The organism is Flavobacterium sp. KH_035, from assembly GCF_057839565.1.
Genome location: NZ_CM174492.1, coordinates 207479 through 226125 on the forward strand (window position 1 = coordinate 207479; position 18647 = coordinate 226125).

The 18647-nt window shown below is 35.5% G+C and carries 19 protein-coding genes; 13 read left to right on the plus strand and 6 right to left on the minus strand.

Annotated features, from left to right (window positions below):
* Nucleotides 1-57 precede the first annotated feature (57 nt).
* Entirely contained in the window at nt 58-903 is an 846-nt protein-coding gene (locus tag AC3IS6_RS00975) for an AraC family transcriptional regulator (protein ID WP_173964383.1), read from the plus strand.
* Nucleotides 904-1297: 394 nt separating this feature from the next.
* Here AC3IS6_RS00975 and AC3IS6_RS00980 read toward each other — a convergent pair whose 3' ends face one another.
* The 6 genes from AC3IS6_RS00980 to AC3IS6_RS01005 form a co-directional block, all read right to left on the minus strand.
* Entirely contained in the window at nt 1298-2344 is a 1047-nt protein-coding gene (locus AC3IS6_RS00980; protein ID WP_489162901.1) for an endonuclease/exonuclease/phosphatase family protein, read from the minus strand.
* Between the two features lie 18 nt (nt 2345-2362).
* Nucleotides 2363-3226, minus strand: a complete 864-nt coding sequence (locus tag AC3IS6_RS00985) for a rhomboid family intramembrane serine protease (protein WP_489162903.1) — start codon at nt 3224-3226, stop codon at nt 2363-2365.
* Nucleotides 3227-3269: 43 nt separating this feature from the next.
* Nucleotides 3270-4082, minus strand: coding sequence for a rhomboid family intramembrane serine protease (locus AC3IS6_RS00990; RefSeq protein WP_489164904.1), 813 nt, complete (start codon nt 4080-4082; stop codon nt 3270-3272).
* Nucleotides 4082-6022: a DNA mismatch repair endonuclease MutL gene (gene mutL / locus AC3IS6_RS00995; protein ID WP_489162905.1), complete on the minus strand. Its 1941-nt coding sequence runs from the start codon at nt 6020-6022 to the stop codon at nt 4082-4084. The genes AC3IS6_RS00990 and mutL overlap by 1 nt, the downstream gene beginning before the upstream one ends.
* Nucleotides 6023-6241: 219 nt before the next feature.
* On the minus strand, nt 6242-6814 hold the full coding sequence (ribH, locus tag AC3IS6_RS01000) for a 6,7-dimethyl-8-ribityllumazine synthase (protein WP_264525216.1): 573 nt from the start codon (nt 6812-6814) through the stop codon (nt 6242-6244).
* Between the two features lie 84 nt (nt 6815-6898).
* A complete protein-coding gene (locus AC3IS6_RS01005) occupies nt 6899-7678 on the minus strand; it encodes a tetratricopeptide repeat protein (RefSeq protein WP_173964389.1) in 780 nt (259 codons plus the stop codon).
* Between the two features lie 372 nt (nt 7679-8050).
* Between AC3IS6_RS01005 and recF the strand changes: the two genes are divergently transcribed.
* The 12 genes from recF (at nt 8051) to AC3IS6_RS01065 (ending at nt 18639) form a co-directional block, all read left to right on the plus strand.
* The gene (recF, locus tag AC3IS6_RS01010) at nt 8051-9145 is read left to right on the plus strand and encodes a DNA replication/repair protein RecF (protein WP_489162907.1); all 1095 of its coding nucleotides are present in this window, start codon (nt 8051-8053) and stop codon (nt 9143-9145) included.
* A gap of 100 nt (nt 9146-9245) precedes the next feature.
* Nucleotides 9246-9944, plus strand: a complete 699-nt coding sequence (locus tag AC3IS6_RS01015; RefSeq protein ID WP_489162908.1) for a thioredoxin domain-containing protein — start codon at nt 9246-9248, stop codon at nt 9942-9944.
* 10 nt (nt 9945-9954) lie between these two features.
* Nucleotides 9955-10632 carry a DUF2461 domain-containing protein gene (locus AC3IS6_RS01020; RefSeq protein WP_489162910.1) on the plus strand — a complete coding sequence of 226 codons (678 nt, stop codon included), beginning with the start codon at nt 9955-9957 and terminating at the stop codon, nt 10630-10632.
* Nucleotides 10633-10709: 77 nt separating this feature from the next.
* On the plus strand, nt 10710-11771 hold the full coding sequence (locus AC3IS6_RS01025; RefSeq protein WP_489162911.1) for a glycosyltransferase: 1062 nt from the start codon (nt 10710-10712) through the stop codon (nt 11769-11771).
* Nucleotides 11772-11774: 3 nt separating this feature from the next.
* Nucleotides 11775-12197: a hypothetical protein gene (locus tag AC3IS6_RS01030; RefSeq protein ID WP_489162913.1), complete on the plus strand. Its 423-nt coding sequence runs from the start codon at nt 11775-11777 to the stop codon at nt 12195-12197.
* A gap of 117 nt (nt 12198-12314) precedes the next feature.
* Nucleotides 12315-13418, plus strand: coding sequence for a histidinol-phosphate transaminase (gene hisC / locus AC3IS6_RS01035; RefSeq protein ID WP_489162914.1), 1104 nt, complete (start codon nt 12315-12317; stop codon nt 13416-13418).
* Between the two features lie 133 nt (nt 13419-13551).
* Nucleotides 13552-14565, plus strand: coding sequence for a UDP-N-acetylmuramate dehydrogenase (gene murB / locus AC3IS6_RS01040; RefSeq protein ID WP_489162916.1), 1014 nt, complete (start codon nt 13552-13554; stop codon nt 14563-14565).
* A 77-nt stretch (nt 14566-14642) separates the two neighbouring features.
* Complete coding sequence (locus AC3IS6_RS01045; RefSeq protein ID WP_173964397.1) at nt 14643-15257, plus strand: FMN-binding negative transcriptional regulator; 615 nt, start codon at nt 14643-14645, stop codon at nt 15255-15257.
* A gap of 83 nt (nt 15258-15340) precedes the next feature.
* Complete coding sequence (locus AC3IS6_RS01050; RefSeq protein WP_489162918.1) at nt 15341-16447, plus strand: glycosyltransferase; 1107 nt, start codon at nt 15341-15343, stop codon at nt 16445-16447.
* Nucleotides 16438-16989, plus strand: coding sequence for an RNA polymerase sigma factor (locus AC3IS6_RS01055; protein ID WP_173964399.1), 552 nt, complete (start codon nt 16438-16440; stop codon nt 16987-16989). Before AC3IS6_RS01050 ends, AC3IS6_RS01055 begins: the two co-directional genes overlap by 10 nt.
* A gap of 155 nt (nt 16990-17144) precedes the next feature.
* Entirely contained in the window at nt 17145-17975 is an 831-nt protein-coding gene (locus tag AC3IS6_RS01060) for an energy transducer TonB (protein WP_489162920.1), read from the plus strand.
* Between the two features lie 283 nt (nt 17976-18258).
* Nucleotides 18259-18639: a PH domain-containing protein gene (locus AC3IS6_RS01065; RefSeq protein ID WP_489162922.1), complete on the plus strand. Its 381-nt coding sequence runs from the start codon at nt 18259-18261 to the stop codon at nt 18637-18639.
* Nucleotides 18640-18647 lie beyond the last annotated feature (8 nt).

Consider the following 18647-nt stretch of genomic DNA (forward strand, 5'->3'; position numbering starts at 1 on the left):
TATTGCTATTTTTTTGACAAAATCAAATATATTTGAATTAACTAACCTTGACCAACCATGAAAGTTTTTCCATTTAAAATCCCTAAATCGGGAGAAGATCCTCTTATATATCAAGAGGATAGAGAGATCGTTTTTTACGACAAACTCCATCAACACGAAGAAATTCAAATTAGCTTTATCGAAAAAGGACAGGGCGCCATTTTTGCCGGCGACACCATTTCGCACTATCGAGAGGGAGACATTTTAATGATTGGCAGCAATTTACCTCATGTTTTTAGAAGTGAGGTATATGAAAATGAATCTTCGATCATGCGTACCTTATTTTTTACGACAAACTCATTTGGAAAAGAATTCTTCACGCTTACTACTTTTAAAAACATCCACCCTTTTTTAGAAAGTAGTAAAAATGGATTTATTATTCACAATGCGCCTAAGAAAATTACCAAGTCGTTTAAAAAACTAAAAAAAGCAGATAATTACGAACGGTTTATTTTGTTCCTAGAGATCATAAAATGGCTCTCTAACAGCGACAGAGAACAACTCTCGAATCATCTGTACGACAAAAAAATTACCGATAATGAAGGCAAACGAATGCAGACCGTATTCGAACACGTTATGACCAACTACCAAAAAAACATTAACCTGGACGAAATCGCTTCGATTGCCAATATGACTAAAAATGCTTTCTGCCGGTATTTTAAAGTCCGGACCAACAAGTCGTTTTTCCAGTTTTTAATCGAAGTGAGAATTGAACATGCCTCGAAGCTATTGGCCAACAACAGTGAGCTTTCGGTTCTCGAAATTGCCGAATTATGTGGCTTTAACAACATTTCAAATTTCAACCGAAAGTTTAAGGAACTAAAGCAGTCCTCCCCGCTGCAATATCGAAAACTGAATCTATAAGTAGTTTACTGTGGCTTAACCGCAAGGGACGCTAGGATTCTTTTCTTATTAGATTTTATATAAACGCAACGTTCGCAAAGCATTACCTTATCGCTTTGCGAACTTTGCGTTTTACTTTTAGACTTCTATAAAAAAACTTTGTGCCCCTTGCGGTTAAAAAAACTATTCAATAGAAAGCCGTGTCATAATAGGATAATGATTTGAGTTTTCATTGTCTGTAAAATATAAACCGCAAGGAACGCAAGGATGGTTTTCTTGTTAGATTCTATATAAACGCAAAGTTCGCAAAGCTTTACTCTATAGCTTTACGAACTTTGCGTTTTACTTGTAACTTAAAATAAAAAAACTTTGCGCCCCTTGCGTAAACCTTAGCGTACCTTGCGGTTAAAAAAAACTATTCAATTGAAAGCCTCGTCATGATAGGATAATGATCCGAATTTTCGAAATCAGAAAAGCTTTCAAATTGTTTGACTTTCATTTTACTGTCTGTAAAAATATAATCAATTCGTGCCGGGTAATAACGGAACTTATAGGTTGCTCCAAACCCTTCTCCTGCTTCTTCAAAGGCATCTTTCAACTTTCCTTTGATACTTCGGTACACATACGAAAATGGACTATTGTTCATGTCTCCACAAATAATAATCGGGTTCTTGCACTGTTTTATATTTTCTTTAAAAATCTCAGCCTGCTCCTGCTGCTGTCTGAATCCTTTACTAATTCGGGTATAAATTAATTGTGATTTCTCCTGATTAACATGATCTATATTATCTGAAATATCACTCACATCCGGTGAAATTTTTATCGATTGCAGGTGCATATTGTAAACACGAATAACATCTTTACCTCTTTTGATATCAGCATAGATTACATTATTGTCTGAATTTGGAAAGATGATATTCCCCTCAAATATGATTGGGAATTTTGAAAAAATGGCCTGACCGGTTTTAATTTTATTTCCCTCAATAAAAATATAGCGGTGCGGGTAGACTTTTAAATCCAAATGAGCCGAATTGGAATATTCCTGAATGCAAAGAATATCCGGGTCTTTTTCGTCAATAAAAGCTTTAATATTGGAAGGAATGTCATCACGATCGAGCCATTTAAAAACATTAAAAAGACGCACATTATAACTCATCACCGAAAAGTCTCTTTCATCCTGAACATATTCTTTTGCCGAGAATTTATAAAATTTACTGATAAAGGTAATTCCGGTTAACAGTACCAAACCAGACAGGATAAGGCGTTTTTTAAACTGAATCGCCCAATAAACGAAGAACAAACCATTCAGAACGAAAAAAGCCGGCATAAAGAGCGTTAAAACCGATAGAAGCGGAAAACTCTTTGGTGCCAGAAAGGGTAAAATATAAATGCTAAACGTCAGTACAGTTAACACTATATTCAAAAAGAACATTATTTTATTAAACCATGAAAGGTTTTTCATATTGTGGCCCTAAAACGATTATTTTCCAGCTTTAAATAAAAACTCTTTTTCTTCTTTGGTCAGACAATCATAACCGGACTGGCTAATTTTATCTAAAATTTCATCAATTTGCTGTTGCGTCTTGTCTTTCGTAACAATTCTTGACGTCACTTTTTCAGTAGGTTTTTTGTAATTTTTATGAACTTTGGTGAAAGGGGTCGATGGGGATTTTTTAAAAAGATTGGTAAAGAAATCCAGGGTTCTGGAAACAATCTTACTTAGATCTGTACCATTCTGCAACAGCTTCATAAAAATAAATCCGAAGAAAGCTCCTGCCAGGTGCGAGATATGCCCGCCGGTATTGTCTAAACGAAACTGCATTAAATCTAAAACCAGAATAACAGCGGTAATGTGCCAAAGCTTAACATTTCCGATAAGAAGTAAACGTACATTCATCAGAGGCTGATAGGTTGTAACTCCCACCAAAATGGCCATAATTGCAGCCGATGCTCCTACAATAGGCGCCGAAATATTTAAAAAGTAAAAACTTAGTGCAAAGACAATACCTGAAAAAATGGCTCCTAAAATATACAATCCGAGATACTGTTTCTGAGTAAAAAAAGTCAGGAATAAATTACTCGCAAAATTTAAAACCATCATATTAAACAACAGGTGCAGAAAACCATAATGAAAGAAAGCATACGTTAGAAACGTCCAAGGTTTAAACATAAAAACCGAAGGATCTGACGACAATGCCAACCAGTTTGGAAATACAAACTGAGCATTAGAAAAATTATAAAAAAACACTAACGAAATCAGGAAACAACCAATGTTCCAATAAATAACACGCATGGCTATCCCACCTAATCTATATTGTAGTTTTAAATCGTCCAGAATATTCATAAAAGCTTTCTTTAGTTTCTATTTGCAATATTAAAGTTAAAAATTAATTCCAACGATTGTTATTAAACTGATTTTTTTTCCAGTACCACATCATAAAATACCCAATGACTGCTCCTCCAATATGTGCGAAATGAGCAATCCCTGTACCGCCTCCTCCAAATATAGAATCTCCTTTAAAACCTAAAAACAAATCAATTGCTAAAATCCCAGGTACAAAATATTTTGCTTTAATAGGAATTGGTATAAACATTAAAGCCAACTCTGCATTTGGAAACATAAAAGCAAAAGCTACTAAAAGCCCATAAATAGCACCAGAAGCTCCTACCATAGGTACTTGAGTAATTACAGAGGCATCAAATAATCCTTTAAATCCGGCTTCATCTAGATTCGTCTTTCCAACCTTCTCTAGTATTGGCTTAATTTGTTCTAAAAACAAATCTGACCTGAAGTTCACTCCATCACTAAAATTTACATTTAAGATCTGATGCAATGTCGCATCTGACAAACCTAAACTTCTTACAGGTTCTAAAGCCGATTGAAATTGTAAATAGTTTACTCCTATTTGTAATAAAGCAGCACCCAATCCGCAAGAAATATAAAAGAAGATAAATTTCTTACCTCCCCAAAAATGCTCTAAAGCAGAACCGAAAGAAACCATAGCAAACATATTGAAAGCAATATGCAAAATGCCACCATGCATAAACATGTGGGTTATAGGCTGCCAAAGCTTAAAAAAATCACTTTCCGGAAAAAAAAGAGCAAAAAACTGTTCGGAAACCGGCACTAGCTGGGCACCTATAAAAAATATGATATTAATTATAAGCAGTTGTTTTACTACAGGAGTCATATTATTCATCATAAGGCAAACTTTTTATCAATATCTTCCACACGCATGGTGATGAAAGTAGGTTTTTGAAAAGGTGATATGTTTGGATCTTTACAGGCAAATAATCCGTTTACCAGATTATCCTGTTCTTTTTCGGTTAAATACGATCCGGTTTTAACCGCTAAACTTTTTGCCATTGATTTCGCAATGGTATCATTCTGACTGTAACTGTTGGCCGGAATTCCGTCCTGCAAATCACTTAGTAATTGTTCAATAACAAGTGAAACTTCGCTTTCGGTAATATTTACCGGAATACCCGAAATCACAATATGATCGGTCTGTGCATTTTCAAAAACAAAACCGGTTGTTTCCAGAGAAGGTTTCAGTTCTTCGATCAGTTTCATTTCGGACGCGGAATAAAATAAATCCAACGGAAACAACAACTGTTGACTCGAAGCCTGATTTACGGTCATATTCAGCAAAAACTGCTCGTATAAAATACGCTGATGCGCTCTTTGCTGATCGACAATCACCATTCCGGATTTGATTGGCGAAACAATATATTTTTTATGAATCTGATACGTTCCCTGACTCGCCTGTTCAATTTCATTATCGTTAAACAGCGACGAGGTTACTTCTTCATTTTCGAATGTAAATGGAGAGCTCTCAATACTCTCAGTCTCTAAGCCTACATACAAACTTTCCCAACTTGCTGTAGGTTCTACTCTTTTAGAATAACCGGAATAAGAACCTCCTCCTGAACTAAAGCCCGATCCAGAACCAGAACCAGAGCCTGATCCGGATATAGAACTAAAGCCAGAGCCTGATCCCGATTTCGAATAATGCTGATTGGTCTTATCATCCGTAAACGGATTAAAAGTGCCATCTACCTGAATCGTTGGTGTTTCGGCTTCTAAATCTTTATAATGGTAAGGGGTATCTAAATTGGCATCGCGGTCAAAATCTAAAACCGGAGCCACATTAAACTGCCCTAAACTGTGTTTTATCGAGGCTCTTAAAATAGCATACAAGGCCTGCTCATCATCAAACTTAATTTCTGTTTTAGTTGGATGAATATTGATATCGATTGTATTTGGGGGAACTTGCAGATACAGGAAATAACTTGGCTGCGAACCGTCTTTCAAAAGTCCGTCATAGGCCGCCATCACAGCATGATGCAGATAACCACTTTTAATAAAACGATCGTTTACAAAGAAGAATTGTTCTCCTCTGTTTTTCTTCGCAAACTCAGGTTTACATACAAATCCCTGAACGTTGATTATTTCTGTATCCTCACTAACCGGAACTAATTTTTCATTTGTTTTACCGGACATGATTCCGACAATACGCTGACGATAACCTGCCGCAGGCAAATTATACATTTCACTTCCATTGTGATAAAAACTAAAATGAATATTGGGATGTGCCAAAGCCACACGCTGAAACTCATCCATCACATGACGAAATTCAACGGTATCCGATTTTAAGAAATTACGACGGGCAGGAATATTAAAAAATAAATTTTTAACCGCAAACGAGGTTCCTTTTGGCAGAACCGCCACTTCCTGCGACACAAATTTACTTCCTTCGATTACGATATGCGTTCCCAACTCATCCTGCTCCTGTTTGGTTTTCATTTCCATGTGTGCAATCGCAGCGATAGAAGCCAGTGCTTCTCCACGAAAACCTTTGGTTCCAAGTGAAAACAGATCTTCGGCCTGACGAATTTTTGAAGTAGCATGACGTGCAAAACACAAACGCGCGTCTGTAACTGTCATTCCAACTCCGTTATCAATAACCTGAACTAACGATTTTCCGGCATCTTTAATAATCAATTTAATGTCAGTTGCTTTCGCATCAACAGCATTTTCTAACAGCTCTTTTACAACCGAAGCAGGTCTTTGAACCACCTCTCCGGCAGCAATTTGATTCGCAACGTGATCAGGAAGTAATTGAATGATACTCGACATTAAAAAATTGGGGTTAAAGGTTGTCCCTTGATTTTTGTTGAAATTAATCCGTAAAATCTCGGGGTAATATTACTAATTGTCTCCTGGTTTTTTTAACCAAGGTGTACAAATTTAATGAATTTCTGTTGGGTTTTAGAATATCAGCTATCATAAAAAAAACAAAAAACCTATACTATTTTTACACAGTATAGGTTTTAGTATCTTTAAAACAATTGTGTTTTATTCTTTCTCAATTTTAATTGGTGTTTCTTCGATCTGAATTGCTCCCGAAGACAGCAAAGGCTGATGAAATGGATGTGACAGAGAAGCCTGCTGACGAATATACGCCATTTTGATTGCTGCAATGGCAGCCTCAGTTCCTTTGTTTCCATGAATTCCTCCACTTCTGTCAATTGACTGTTGCATGTTATTGTCTGTTAAAACACAAAAAATAACCGGAATATCAGTCTGAACGTTCAGGTCTTTTATTCCCTGAGTCACTCCTTCACAAACAAAATCAAAGTGTTTTGTTTCTCCCTGAATTACACATCCAATTACAATTACTGCATCTACATTTTGCGTTTGCAACATTTTTTTTGCACCATAAATCAACTCAAAACTCCCTGGAACATTCCAACGAATAATTTGCTGAGCCGGAACATCACAATCTGTTAAGGCATCAAAAGCGCCATTGTAAAGTCCTTCTGTAACTGTTTCATTCCATTCAGAAACAACAATCCCAAATCGAAAATCTTTCGCATTTGGGATTGTGTTTTTATCGTATTCTGATAAATTTTTATTTTGAGTAGCCATCTGTATATTTTAGATTTTAGAGTATAGATTTCAGATTGCTAAAATACGAATCTAAAATCTAAAATCGGAAATCTGCAATTAAATTTATTGTGCTAATCCGATCAATACATCAACAGCTGCAGCTTCCGGAGTTGCATCGTAGTTTTCTTTGATATCTGTTAAATATTTCAAAGCATCCTCTTTTTGACCTAAAGCCAAAGCTGTTTTACCTGCTTTTAGCAAGAAACGAGGTGTAGTAAAATCATTTTTATTTGATTCAGCCGCTTTTACATAATAGTCTAAAGCTTCTTTTTGTTGATTCTTTTGAGAATAAGCATCTCCAATAGCACCAATTGCCAAAGCACCTACAATAGCTTCTTTTGATTTAAACTCTCCTAAATACTTAATTGCATCATCATATTTCCCAATATTTAAAGAAGCAATACCTGCATAATAGTTCGCTAAATTTCCGGCATCCGTTCCTGAGTATTCGTCAGCAATTTTAATGAATCCGAATTTACCTTCAGAACCATTTAAAGCCAATTTGTATAAAGAATCGCTTGCTACGCCATTAGTTGCTTTTTCAAAATTTTGCTGAGCAACAAACATTTCGCTTGCAGCCTCATCCTGCTTAGGAGCTTCGATAAATTTTTGGTAAGCCAAATATCCAATAGTCGCGATTGCAATACCAGCAACTAAACCAATAATGATTTTTTGATTTTTAGCTACCCAATCCTCAGTTTTTGAAGCAGTTTCATCTAATTTAGAGAAAACGCCAGCGGTTGTGCTGTCTTTTTCGTCAATAATTACCTGTGTTTCCTCATTTACTTCTTTAACTTCTTTCTCTTTTGGTGCTTTATATCCTCTTTTATTGTAAGTTGCCATTTAAAATTAATTTAGTGAACGGCAAAAATAAAATTTTTATTGAAACCGACGTAAAAAAAATCAATTTTATCACTATTTTAAAAAAAATAATTTCATTAATACCAAGTCCCTCCTCCTCAACCGGAAAATAATTCATCCTCAAACGCATCAAAAGCCTTTTATATCGATAATTTTCGATAATTTGCACCCTCAAATTTTTGCTGTTCAAAACAGTGCTTTTCTTGACTGATATTAGATTTTTTACCACCGATTTCACCGATTTACACCAATTTAAGGAGTCTCAGTATAAAAATCCTTTTAATGTGTGGCAGAAGAAAAAGTTCAAAGAGTTACTTAAAAAGCATCAAATTTTATCTTAGAGTTTCCTGAAAAATGCATTTAAACAAAATTTCTTTATTCAATTATAAAAATTTCTCCGAAATCAATTTTGATTTTGACCTCAAGATCAATTGTTTTGTTGGCAAAAACGGAATTGGTAAAACCAATGTGCTCGATGCTATTTACCATCTGGCTTACGGGAAAAGTTACTTCAATCCTTTGGCCGTTCAAAACATCAAACACGGAGAGGAGTTTTTTGTGATTGATGCCGAACTAGAGAAAAACGACAGAACAGAACAAATCGTCTGCAGTTTAAAAAAAGGGCAAAAAAAGGTTTTAAAAAGAAACGGCAAAGCCTACGATAAATTTTCCGATCATATCGGGTTTATTCCGCTTGTAATTATTTCTCCGGCCGATCGTGATTTAATTGTGGAAGGAAGCGAAACGCGCCGTAAGTTTATGGACAGTGTGATTTCGCAATTGGATTCAACTTACTTGCATCAGCTCATCCAATATCAGAAAGTAATTGTACAGCGTAATGCACTGCTGAAATATTTTGCGTTGAATCACACTTTTGACAACGACACTTTATCCATATACAACGAACAGCTGAATAGTTTTGGACAATCGATTTTTGAAAAACGAAAAGACTTCCTCGAACAATTCATACCTATATTTAATGTACACCATCAGGCCATAACCGGATCAGAAGAAACGGTACAATTGGTCTACGAGAGTCATTTGTACGAAAAGGATCTTTTAACGTTATTACGCGAAAACATTAATAAAGATCGGGCATTACATTACACCAGTGTAGGCATCCACAAAGATGACCTGTCGTTTGAAATTGATTCGCATCCCATAAAAAAATTCGGATCACAAGGTCAGCAGAAATCTTTTCTGATTGCTCTGAAATTGGCTCAATTTGAATTTCTAAAAAAACAAAGCGGTGTAAAACCACTATTGTTATTTGATGATATTTTTGACAAATTAGACGAAAGCCGTGTTGCCAAAATCATCGAAATGGTAAACAGTGAAACTTTTGGACAGCTTTTTATCTCCGATACTCATCCGGAACGTACCGAAACTATTGTAAAATCAACACATCAGAGTTATAAAATCTTTAAATTAGATAATTATGTCAATTAGTTAATGAGAAAATTATATAATGATTTTGAATTATCTCATTAACTAATTGACTAATTAAAAATCATTATTTTAGCAATTCTATAATCTAAAACTCAATCTTTTGAAATTTCCTAAAATTCTATTCCTTATAGTTTCAGTTGTATTACTTTCCTGCAACGAAAAAAAATCCGGTACTATTGAAGAGATAACTCCAAAAGATTTTGCAGAAAAAATTAAAACAACCGAAAATCCTCAAATACTGGACGTTCGAACTCCCGAAGAATTTGAATCTAATCATATTGACAATGCTGTAAATGTAAACTGGAATGGTGATGATTTTGCCGCCAAAGTTGCAACTTACGACAAATCAAAACCTGTTTTTATCTATTGTTTAAGTGGAGGAAGAAGTAAAAAAGCAGCCGCAAAATTGAATGAATTGGGCTTTACCAACATTTATGAATTAGAAGGAGGTATCATGAAATGGAATGCGGAAGGTTTTTCTAAACCTTCAACAGCTCAGGTTGGAACGACTATGAGTGATTTTGACAACCTTTTAAAAACAGACAAAAAAGTACTGGTTGATTTTTATGCCGAATGGTGTGGTCCATGCAAACAAATGGAACCTTATCTTTTGAAAATGCAAAAAGAAATGGCCGACAAAATAGTTATTGTTCGCATTGACGTAGACAAAAACAAAACTTTGGCTACTCAAATGAAAATTGAACAGCTTCCTACTATGGTCTTATATGAAAACAAAGCTGTAAAATGGCAAAATATTGGCTTTATCAAAGAGGAAGACTTAAAAAAACAACTGCAATAAAACCACAGATATGCTAACGAAAGAATCATTGCAATTTTTAGAAGACTTAAGAAAAAACAACAACCGAGATTGGTTTTTAGATAACAAAAAACGATACGAGATTTTTAAGAAAAATTATCATCAATTGGTCAGTGATTTACTCGACGTAATGAAACCTATGGATCCTTCACTGGAACTATTGGAAGTCAAAAACTGTACATTCAGAATCAATCGTGATATTCGGTTTTCCAAAGACAAATCACCTTATAAATCCCATTTAGGAATCTGGATGTCTACCGGAATCAAAGGACTGAATCGTGCCGGATATTATGTACATATTGAACAAGGAGCCAGTTTTATTGCCGGAGGTTATTATTCACCTGAAGCCGAAGATCTGAAGAAAGTCCGCAAAGAAATTGCTTTTTTCTATGAAGATCTCGAAGCCATCCTTAATGACAAAAACTTTAAAAAAGAATTTGGCAGTCTGGATGTAAACGAAAGCAACTCGCTTAAAAATCCTCCAAGAGGTTACGAAAAAGAACATCCTGCAATTGAGTTTTTAAAATTGAAAAGTTTTACCGCAACCCAAAAATATGACATCAACGAGGTGACTCAAAAAGACTTCGTTTCGAAAATGAGCAAAAAACTCATCGCTTTAAAACCCTTAAATGAATTCATCAACCGTGCTTTAGACACTGAGGAATTCTAGAAAAGATACATTGCTACGAATTCACAAATTATTTAAATTAATTCGTGAATTCGTGGCTAAAAAATTAAGTTTGCCGAATGAAAAAAAGAAAAATACTTTTTCTTGGAGAATCTTATCGTGCTGACGCCATTACGTGGATGAACGGTTTGAAAGAATTTGGCGGTTTTGAAATTTGCACCTGGGAACTTCAAACACCCAACAATTCAAAGTTCAACCGATTCAAACGTATTGTAGAGTATCTTTTTTCTCCCCTTTCTATTCGAAAAAAAATCCGAAAGGAAAAACCCGATATGGTGATAGCCGAAAGAACGACCAGTTATGGTTTTCTGGCAGCAATTTCCGGAATGCATCCGATTGCAATTGCACAACAAGGCCGAACCGATTTGTGGCCCGAAGGTTCGATCCTACTTCCTTTAAAAAAAATCATTCAGAAACACGCTTTCAAAAAAGCCAATTTAATACACGCCTGGGGTCCGGTGATGACTGTTTCGATGAAAGCTATTGGCGTAGACATGAACAAAGTTTTAGTACTTCCAAAAGGAATTGATTTATCACTTTTCTCCCCTTCAATCAATAACTCCGCTAAAATCGAAGCTATTGTTACGCGTTCTTTACAGCCGGAATACCGCCATGATTCTATTTTAAAAGCTTTTGGTATTTTACACCAAAAAGCAATCGATTTTTCACTAACCATTGTTGGTAACGGAACCCGACTACAATCTTTAAAAGAGCTGGCCGCAGCACTTCAAATTGAAAGCAAAGTAATTTTCACCGGAAGAATTCCGAATACTGAACTTCCTAAATTATTACAGCAATCTAACATTTATATCAGCATGCCCATTACCGAAGGCGTATCGGCATCCTTATTTGAAGCGATGGCCTGTAATTGTTACCCTATAGTTTCCGACATTCCCGGAAATCAAAGTTGGATCAGACATCACGAAAACGGACAATTGATTGAAATTGACAATATCGAAATGCTTGCTGAAGAATTAATTTGGTCTTTTGAAAATCAGGAATCCCGCCATCAGGCAATTATTCGAAACAGAAAGTTTGTGGAAGAGAATGCCAATTATAATATTAACATGAAGATTATTTCTGACAGGTATCATGAGTTGCTGGATTTAAATCTTAAATAAAGAATGGAAAAAGTATTACTGATTGTTCCTTTATTTTTCGGCTTAGGATATCTATTCTTTTATATGTTAACAGGTGCAAATTCTAATCCAAAAACTTTCAGGTACAATCAACTTTTCGAAGCTGACAAATTAATAAAACATTTAATATTTGCTCTTATATTTTCTATAATCGGACTCGTGAGATATAATTCATCTCAATTAGAAGCTTTTTATTTTCTTCCAATACTATTCATTTTAGCTATTAAAAGCTCTAATCCTTTATTTCGGCTTTTATATAATCGCAACATAATTATTGCCCTTCGCTGGGACAACCCTCCAAAAGGAAAGAATGGAATTAAAATTTTAGATCGAATAATAGGAGTCGCAATTGTGGCATTTTCCTGTACAGGTCCAATTCTTTTAAAACTCTTAATAAAGATTATTTAATAAAATCCATAAGCTGGCTAATTTAAAATCAGCCTAATCTGCACAAAAAAACGTAACTTTCTTTTCTTGTTGACGACTTACATTTCATCACATTGTTTAATTTAATCTAATAGAGAAATGAGTAACAGAAGAATCTGGCTAAAACAAATAGGTTTAGGCACAATAGGATTAGGCTTTGGCCAGTTTGAAACCTTTGCCAATGGCACTAATGAATACATTTTACCCGACTTAGTAGACCATTCTCCCATCTTACTCCGCTCCAATGAAAACCCTTACGGCCCGTCTCCAAAAGCGCGATTGGCAATGGCAAAAAGTATCAACATCAGCAATCGGTACGGCTGGAATCTTTCACCGGAATTAATCACTCTCCTGGCAAAAAAGAATACAGTTTCAGACAACAACATTCTTTTGGGCGCAGGCTCCACTGAAATTTTAGATTTAATTCTTCAATATACTGCTCTAAAAAAAGGCAACTTTATATTGGCCGAAACCACATTCGATTACTGGACAGCTCCTGCCGAAAAACTAGGAATAAAAAAAATCACTGTTCCGCTAACCAAAGACAAAAAGCATGATTTACCGGCCATGTTAAATGCCATTGATGCCGACACTAAAATGGTGTATATCTGCAACCCAAACAATCCGACAGGAACACTGTGCCAAAGGGAAGAATTGATTGCTTTTATAAGAGAAGCCACCCAAAAAACAATTGTTTTTGTCGATGAAGCTTATATCGATTTTACCGACGAACCATCGTTAAGTGATTTGGTTGTTTCCAATAAAAACCTGATTATTACCAAAACTTTCTCAAAAATGTACGGACTGGCAGGCGCCCGCATTGGTTACGCTGTTGCACATTCTACGGTCATTGATGAACTTAGCATTTTAAAATCATCTCCCAATTTATCGGTAAGTGTGGTTTCGATAGCTGCCGCAATTGCCTCTTTAAATGATGCTGATTTCATTCGTCAGGTACGCACCTCCAATCAGGAAGCCAAAAAATATACCATAGCACAACTTACACTGCTCAATTTAACCTGCATTCCCTCTTATTCCAATTTTATTTATTTCTCTTTAGAAAATTACAAAAAAGACTATTTCAAACAATTGCAGGACCATAATATAACGGGAACCAAAATTTACGAAGAAAATGGCAAATGGACGAGAATTACAATAGGCACAATGAAAGAAATGCAGCGGTTTATTGAGGCTCTAAAATAAGACACCCTAAAAAACATTTACAACGAAGTTTTGTTTCTTTTATTGGTTGTTATTTTTTAGAAACCCAATGCAAATAAATTATAATCCTTACTTTTGGAGTCAGAATTAATTCTTCAAAAAAAGCCTTTTATTTATGGAAATCCAATCCAATTTTTCTTTAAAAAACTACAATACTTTTGGCATTGAAGCCAAAGCCAGACAATTTGTTGCCGTACATACTGTAGCCGAATTGAAAACTATTTTAGAAGAAAATAAAAACGAGCAAAAATTCATTTTAGGTGGAGGAAGCAATATGCTTTTAACGCAGGATATCGATGCTCTTGTTATTCATATTGATTTAAAAGGTAAAAAAATCATCAAAGAAGACGATGATTTTGTCTGGGTTGAAAGTCAGGCCGGTGAAACCTGGCATGATTTCGTTCTTTGGACGATCGACAATAATTTTGGCGGTTTAGAAAACATGTCGCTCATTCCCGGGAATGTGGGAACCACTCCCGTTCAAAATATTGGTGCTTACGGAACAGAAATCAAAGACACTTTTGTTTCGTGCGAAGCGATGAATATTGCCACTCAGGAAATAAAAACATTCACCAATGCCGAATGTAAGTTTGGATACAGAGAAAGTATCTTCAAAAACGAAGTAAAAGACCAATACATCATTACAGCGGTAATTTACAAACTAACGAAACGCAATCATAAGATCAATATTTCTTACGGGGATATTATGGCAGAACTAGCCAAAAACAACATTACTGTTCCAACGTTAAAAGACGTGAGCAATGCTGTAATTACTATCAGACAAAGCAAATTACCGGATCCCAAAGAATTAGGAAATAGCGGAAGCTTCTTTAAAAATCCGATTGTATTAAAAACCGATTTCGAAAAAATACATCAGAAATTCCCTGAAATGAAATATTACGAAGTTTCAGAAACCGAAGTAAAAGTTCCAGCTGGCTGGCTAATTGAACAGGCTGGTTTTAAAGGAAAACGTTTTGGTGACGCCGGAGTTCATAAAAACCAAGCCTTGGTTTTAGTAAATTACGGAAATGCAACCGGACAGGAAATTTTGGCCGTTTCCAAAGAGGTCCAAAAAACTGTTTTTGATACTTTTGGAATTCAGATTGAAGCAGAAGTGAATGTAATCTAGAAATTAAATCTGTAGACAATTAGATTATTCGATTGTTGAATAGTTGCCTTTGAACCTTTGTCCCTAAAAAAGAAAAAATGTACACACCAGACTTATACAAAAACGAAGATCCGGAATCGATCAGAACTTTTTTGAAAGAAAACAGTTTTGGCATCCTGATCAATCAAACACACGGAAAATTATGTGCAACACATATTCCGATTGAGCTGGAAGTGAATTCAGACGGAAAAGAGATTTTACAGGGTCATCTTTCCAAACTAAATCCGCAAGCAGAAGGTTTTGCTGAAAACGATCAGGTTCTGGCTGTATTTACAGGTCCGCACAGCTACATTTCATCGTCCTGGTACGATCACGAAAATGTTCCGACCTGGAATTATATTGCCGTACATGTCTATGGCCGAATCAAAATTGTCGACGAAGCTACATCAATCGAGCAGCTTAAAAAATTAGTCGACAAATACGAAGTCAATTCCGAAAATCCGGTTCGTGTTGAAAATTTATCAGCACGAACAATGCGTGAAGCCAGAGGTATTTTTGGCTTCGAAATTGAAATCGACGAAATTCAGGCTACCAAAAAACTCTCTCAAAACAGGGACGATCACAATTATAAAAACATAATTTCGGAATTAGAAAAAACCGAAAACCCTCAGGCTATTGCTGTTGCGAAGGAAATGTCAAAATGCCGAAAGTAAATTCATTTTAACCATTGAAAATTACGATTTCATGAGTACATTTGCACTCGCAAGATTCAGAAATTAAAAGACATTAAAATCAGATGCTTATAACTTTATTTTACTTCTTTATTGCTATTGTTTTCATTCAGATTTTCTACTATTTAGGAATTTTTGGAAAGTTTGCTTTCGGCAAACCACAAGAAATAACGCCGAAAAAAATTCCGGTATCCGTTATTGTCTGTGCAAAAAATGAAGAAGAAAATGTTAAGAAATTCATCCCCTTGCTTGCAGAACAAAACTATCCTGATTTTGAAATTGTTTTAATCGATGATGCCTCAAGTGATGAAACCCTCGAAGTATTTGAAGAATTCGAAAAGCAATACGACAATATCCGTTTGGTTAAAGTACAAAACAATGAAGCTTTCTGGGGAAACAAGAAATATGCTTTAACTTTAGGAATCAAAGCTTCAAAAAAAGAATATCTGTTATTTACCGATGCAGATTGCTATCCAACTTCAAAAGAATGGATTACAGCAATGACTTCACAATTCACTATGAACCGAACTATCGTTTTGGGTTATGGCGGTTATGAAAAAATTGAGCGCTCGTTATTAAATAAAATCATCCGTTTCGAAACCGTATTAACAGCGGTTCAGTATTTTTCATGGGCTAAACTAGGATTTCCTTACATGGGCGTAGGACGAAACTTAGCGTATAAAAAAGAAGAATTTTTTAATGTAAACGGCTTTATCGAACACATTCAGATTCGTTCGGGCGACGATGATTTGTTTATCAATCAAGCGGCAAACAAAAACAATACAACCATTGCTTATACGCCTGAAAGTTTTACCTACTCTAAACCGAAAGAAACTTACAAAGAGTGGTTCACCCAAAAAAGAAGACATATTTCTACAGCAGAACATTACAAATCTTTTGACAAAATGCAATTGGGATTGTTTTTTATCTCGCAATTGTTTTTCTTTTTGGCAGCAATCTTATTATTAGCGTTTCAGTTTCAATGGATCGCTGTGTTAGCTATTTTAGCAACACGTTACACTGTAGCATGGACTGTTATAGGATTTTCTGCAGGTAAACTAAAAGAAAACGACCTAAAAGTTTGGTTTCCTGTGGTTGAAATCATCCTTATATTCACACAAATTAATATCTTTATAACTAATATCTTTTCAAAACCGGTATATTGGAAATAAATTCTAAAATAGAAAAAGCGAAAAAAGGCGATCAGATCGCCTTTACTTTTTTATTAGATTATTTCTGGAATGAAGTCTACGGCTTTATGCTAAAACGTACCGAAAATGAAACCATTGCCGAGGATATTACGATCGAGACCTTTTCTAAAGCTTTTGACAAAATAGCCAGTTACAATCCTGAATTCCAATTCAACACCTGGCTAATTGCCATTGCAAAAAATGTTTATATTGATTTATTACGTAAAAAGAAGACTAGTCTTTTTATAGAAATCACAGACAATGAAGACCAACAGGCCTACAATATTGCCGACCCTACTCCCTCTGCCGAAGACGCTTTAATTAAAGAGCAAAACCTTTCGCGCTTACTTCAATGTATCAAAGAATTAAAACCTCACTACCAGGAGGTCATTCAGCTGCGTTACTTTCAAGAAATGACTTATCAGGAAATAGCCCTGAAAATCAACGAGCCATTAAGCAATGTAAAAGTAAAATTACTTCGCGCTAAAAAATTACTAGCAGAAATCATCGAACGCAACAGATAATTTATTATCTTTAGGTAAAGAATAAAATATCCATGTGTTTTTTCTTAAAAAACCTAATTATTCACATACTAAAACAACAACTCCTGCGTTGTTAGCTAAAACCAAAACCGTACTGCCTATGATTTAATGTTACTTAACCTTAAAATCCATAAATCATGACTAAATCAAACATCTACGAAACCAATTGGACCGATCTTGTTTTCGAAGACAAGAACAAAGAGTACGGCGCGTATCAATTACGCCAGGAGAGTTCAAAAACTACAATTACAGCGCTATTTATGGGATTGCTATTATTGGCAGGTCTGGGAAGTGCGTCGGTGTTGATTAATAAGTTTGGGTCGCATGGCCTTGTAGAAACAGAACCAACTGTTCTTACTGATCCCTTAACACCTGTAGATCTAACTCCGATTCAGGTAAGAACTGAACCACCAGCTCCAACTGTACCTCAACAAAGCGCAGCTGCGCCACCTGTTACCAGTACACAATTGGTAAATCCGGTTGTAACAGCTACGGCTCAGGCTACACCTGATGTTATTGCACCAAATACAGACAATCATCCTGTAGTTGACAATACGAATGCCGGAACAGGGCCCGTTACTGCAAATCCTATCCCGGGAAATAATGGCGGAGGAGAAATTGCGCCTTCAACAGGCACTACCAACACCCCGGTTAATCCCGTAAATTTAGACAAGCTACCAGAATTTCCGGGAGGAATGGCTAAGTTTTATTCCTACGTAGGAAACAATTTCAACAAACCGGAATTGGATGCGGAAAGAACATTAAGAGTATACGTATCGTTTGTAATCGAAAAAGACGGTTCCATTACCGACATTATGGTGAAAAACGACCCAGGATACGGAATTGGTAAAGAAGCCATCAGAGTATTGAAATCACTAAAAACAAAATGGAGTCCGGGTATTTTAAACGGAAATCCCGTTCGAACTGCCTATAATCTCCCTATCACAATAAAAACGGAAGCAGAATAATAAATACGAAAAAGCAGAACTTAGGTTCTGCTTTTTTATGCTCTTTTTCGAAACCGCTAAAAAAAATATTTTTTTTTATACTACAAAATAAATCTTGCAGAGCCGCAAAGGAACTAAAACTTTGCGGCTTTGTGACTTTGCGGGTAACCATCAACTATCTCTTTAAATTGAGTATTGAATTACACTTTTGTGTTTACAAAAACCATTTCCATCTTTTAATTTTTACTTACTTTTACCACTCCTAAAAAGGAAAGTCAAATCTATTAAAATTAAAAACTAAAAAATGGGAATATTTTCAGCTATTCTTGGCAATGCCGGTACTGTAAGTCAAGACGATTTACTTAAAAAATACGGACAACTTTTAACTGATAATGAGGAAATCGAAATGGGTTTTAAACTCATCCGTGATACTTTTATCTTCACAAACAAAAGATTAATTCTGGTTGACGTGCAAGGAATAACAGGCAGCAAAACAGAATACAAATCAATTGCCTACAAAAGCATTACACGTTTTAGTGTAGAAACGGCTGGAACGTTTGATCTGGATGCCGAACTAAAAATCTGGGTAGCAAGTGAATTACAACCAAGTATTGTAAAACAATTTAACAAATCTGTAAATGTGTACGATGTACAGAAAGTACTTGCATTTCACGTTTTAGGTTAAACCTTATA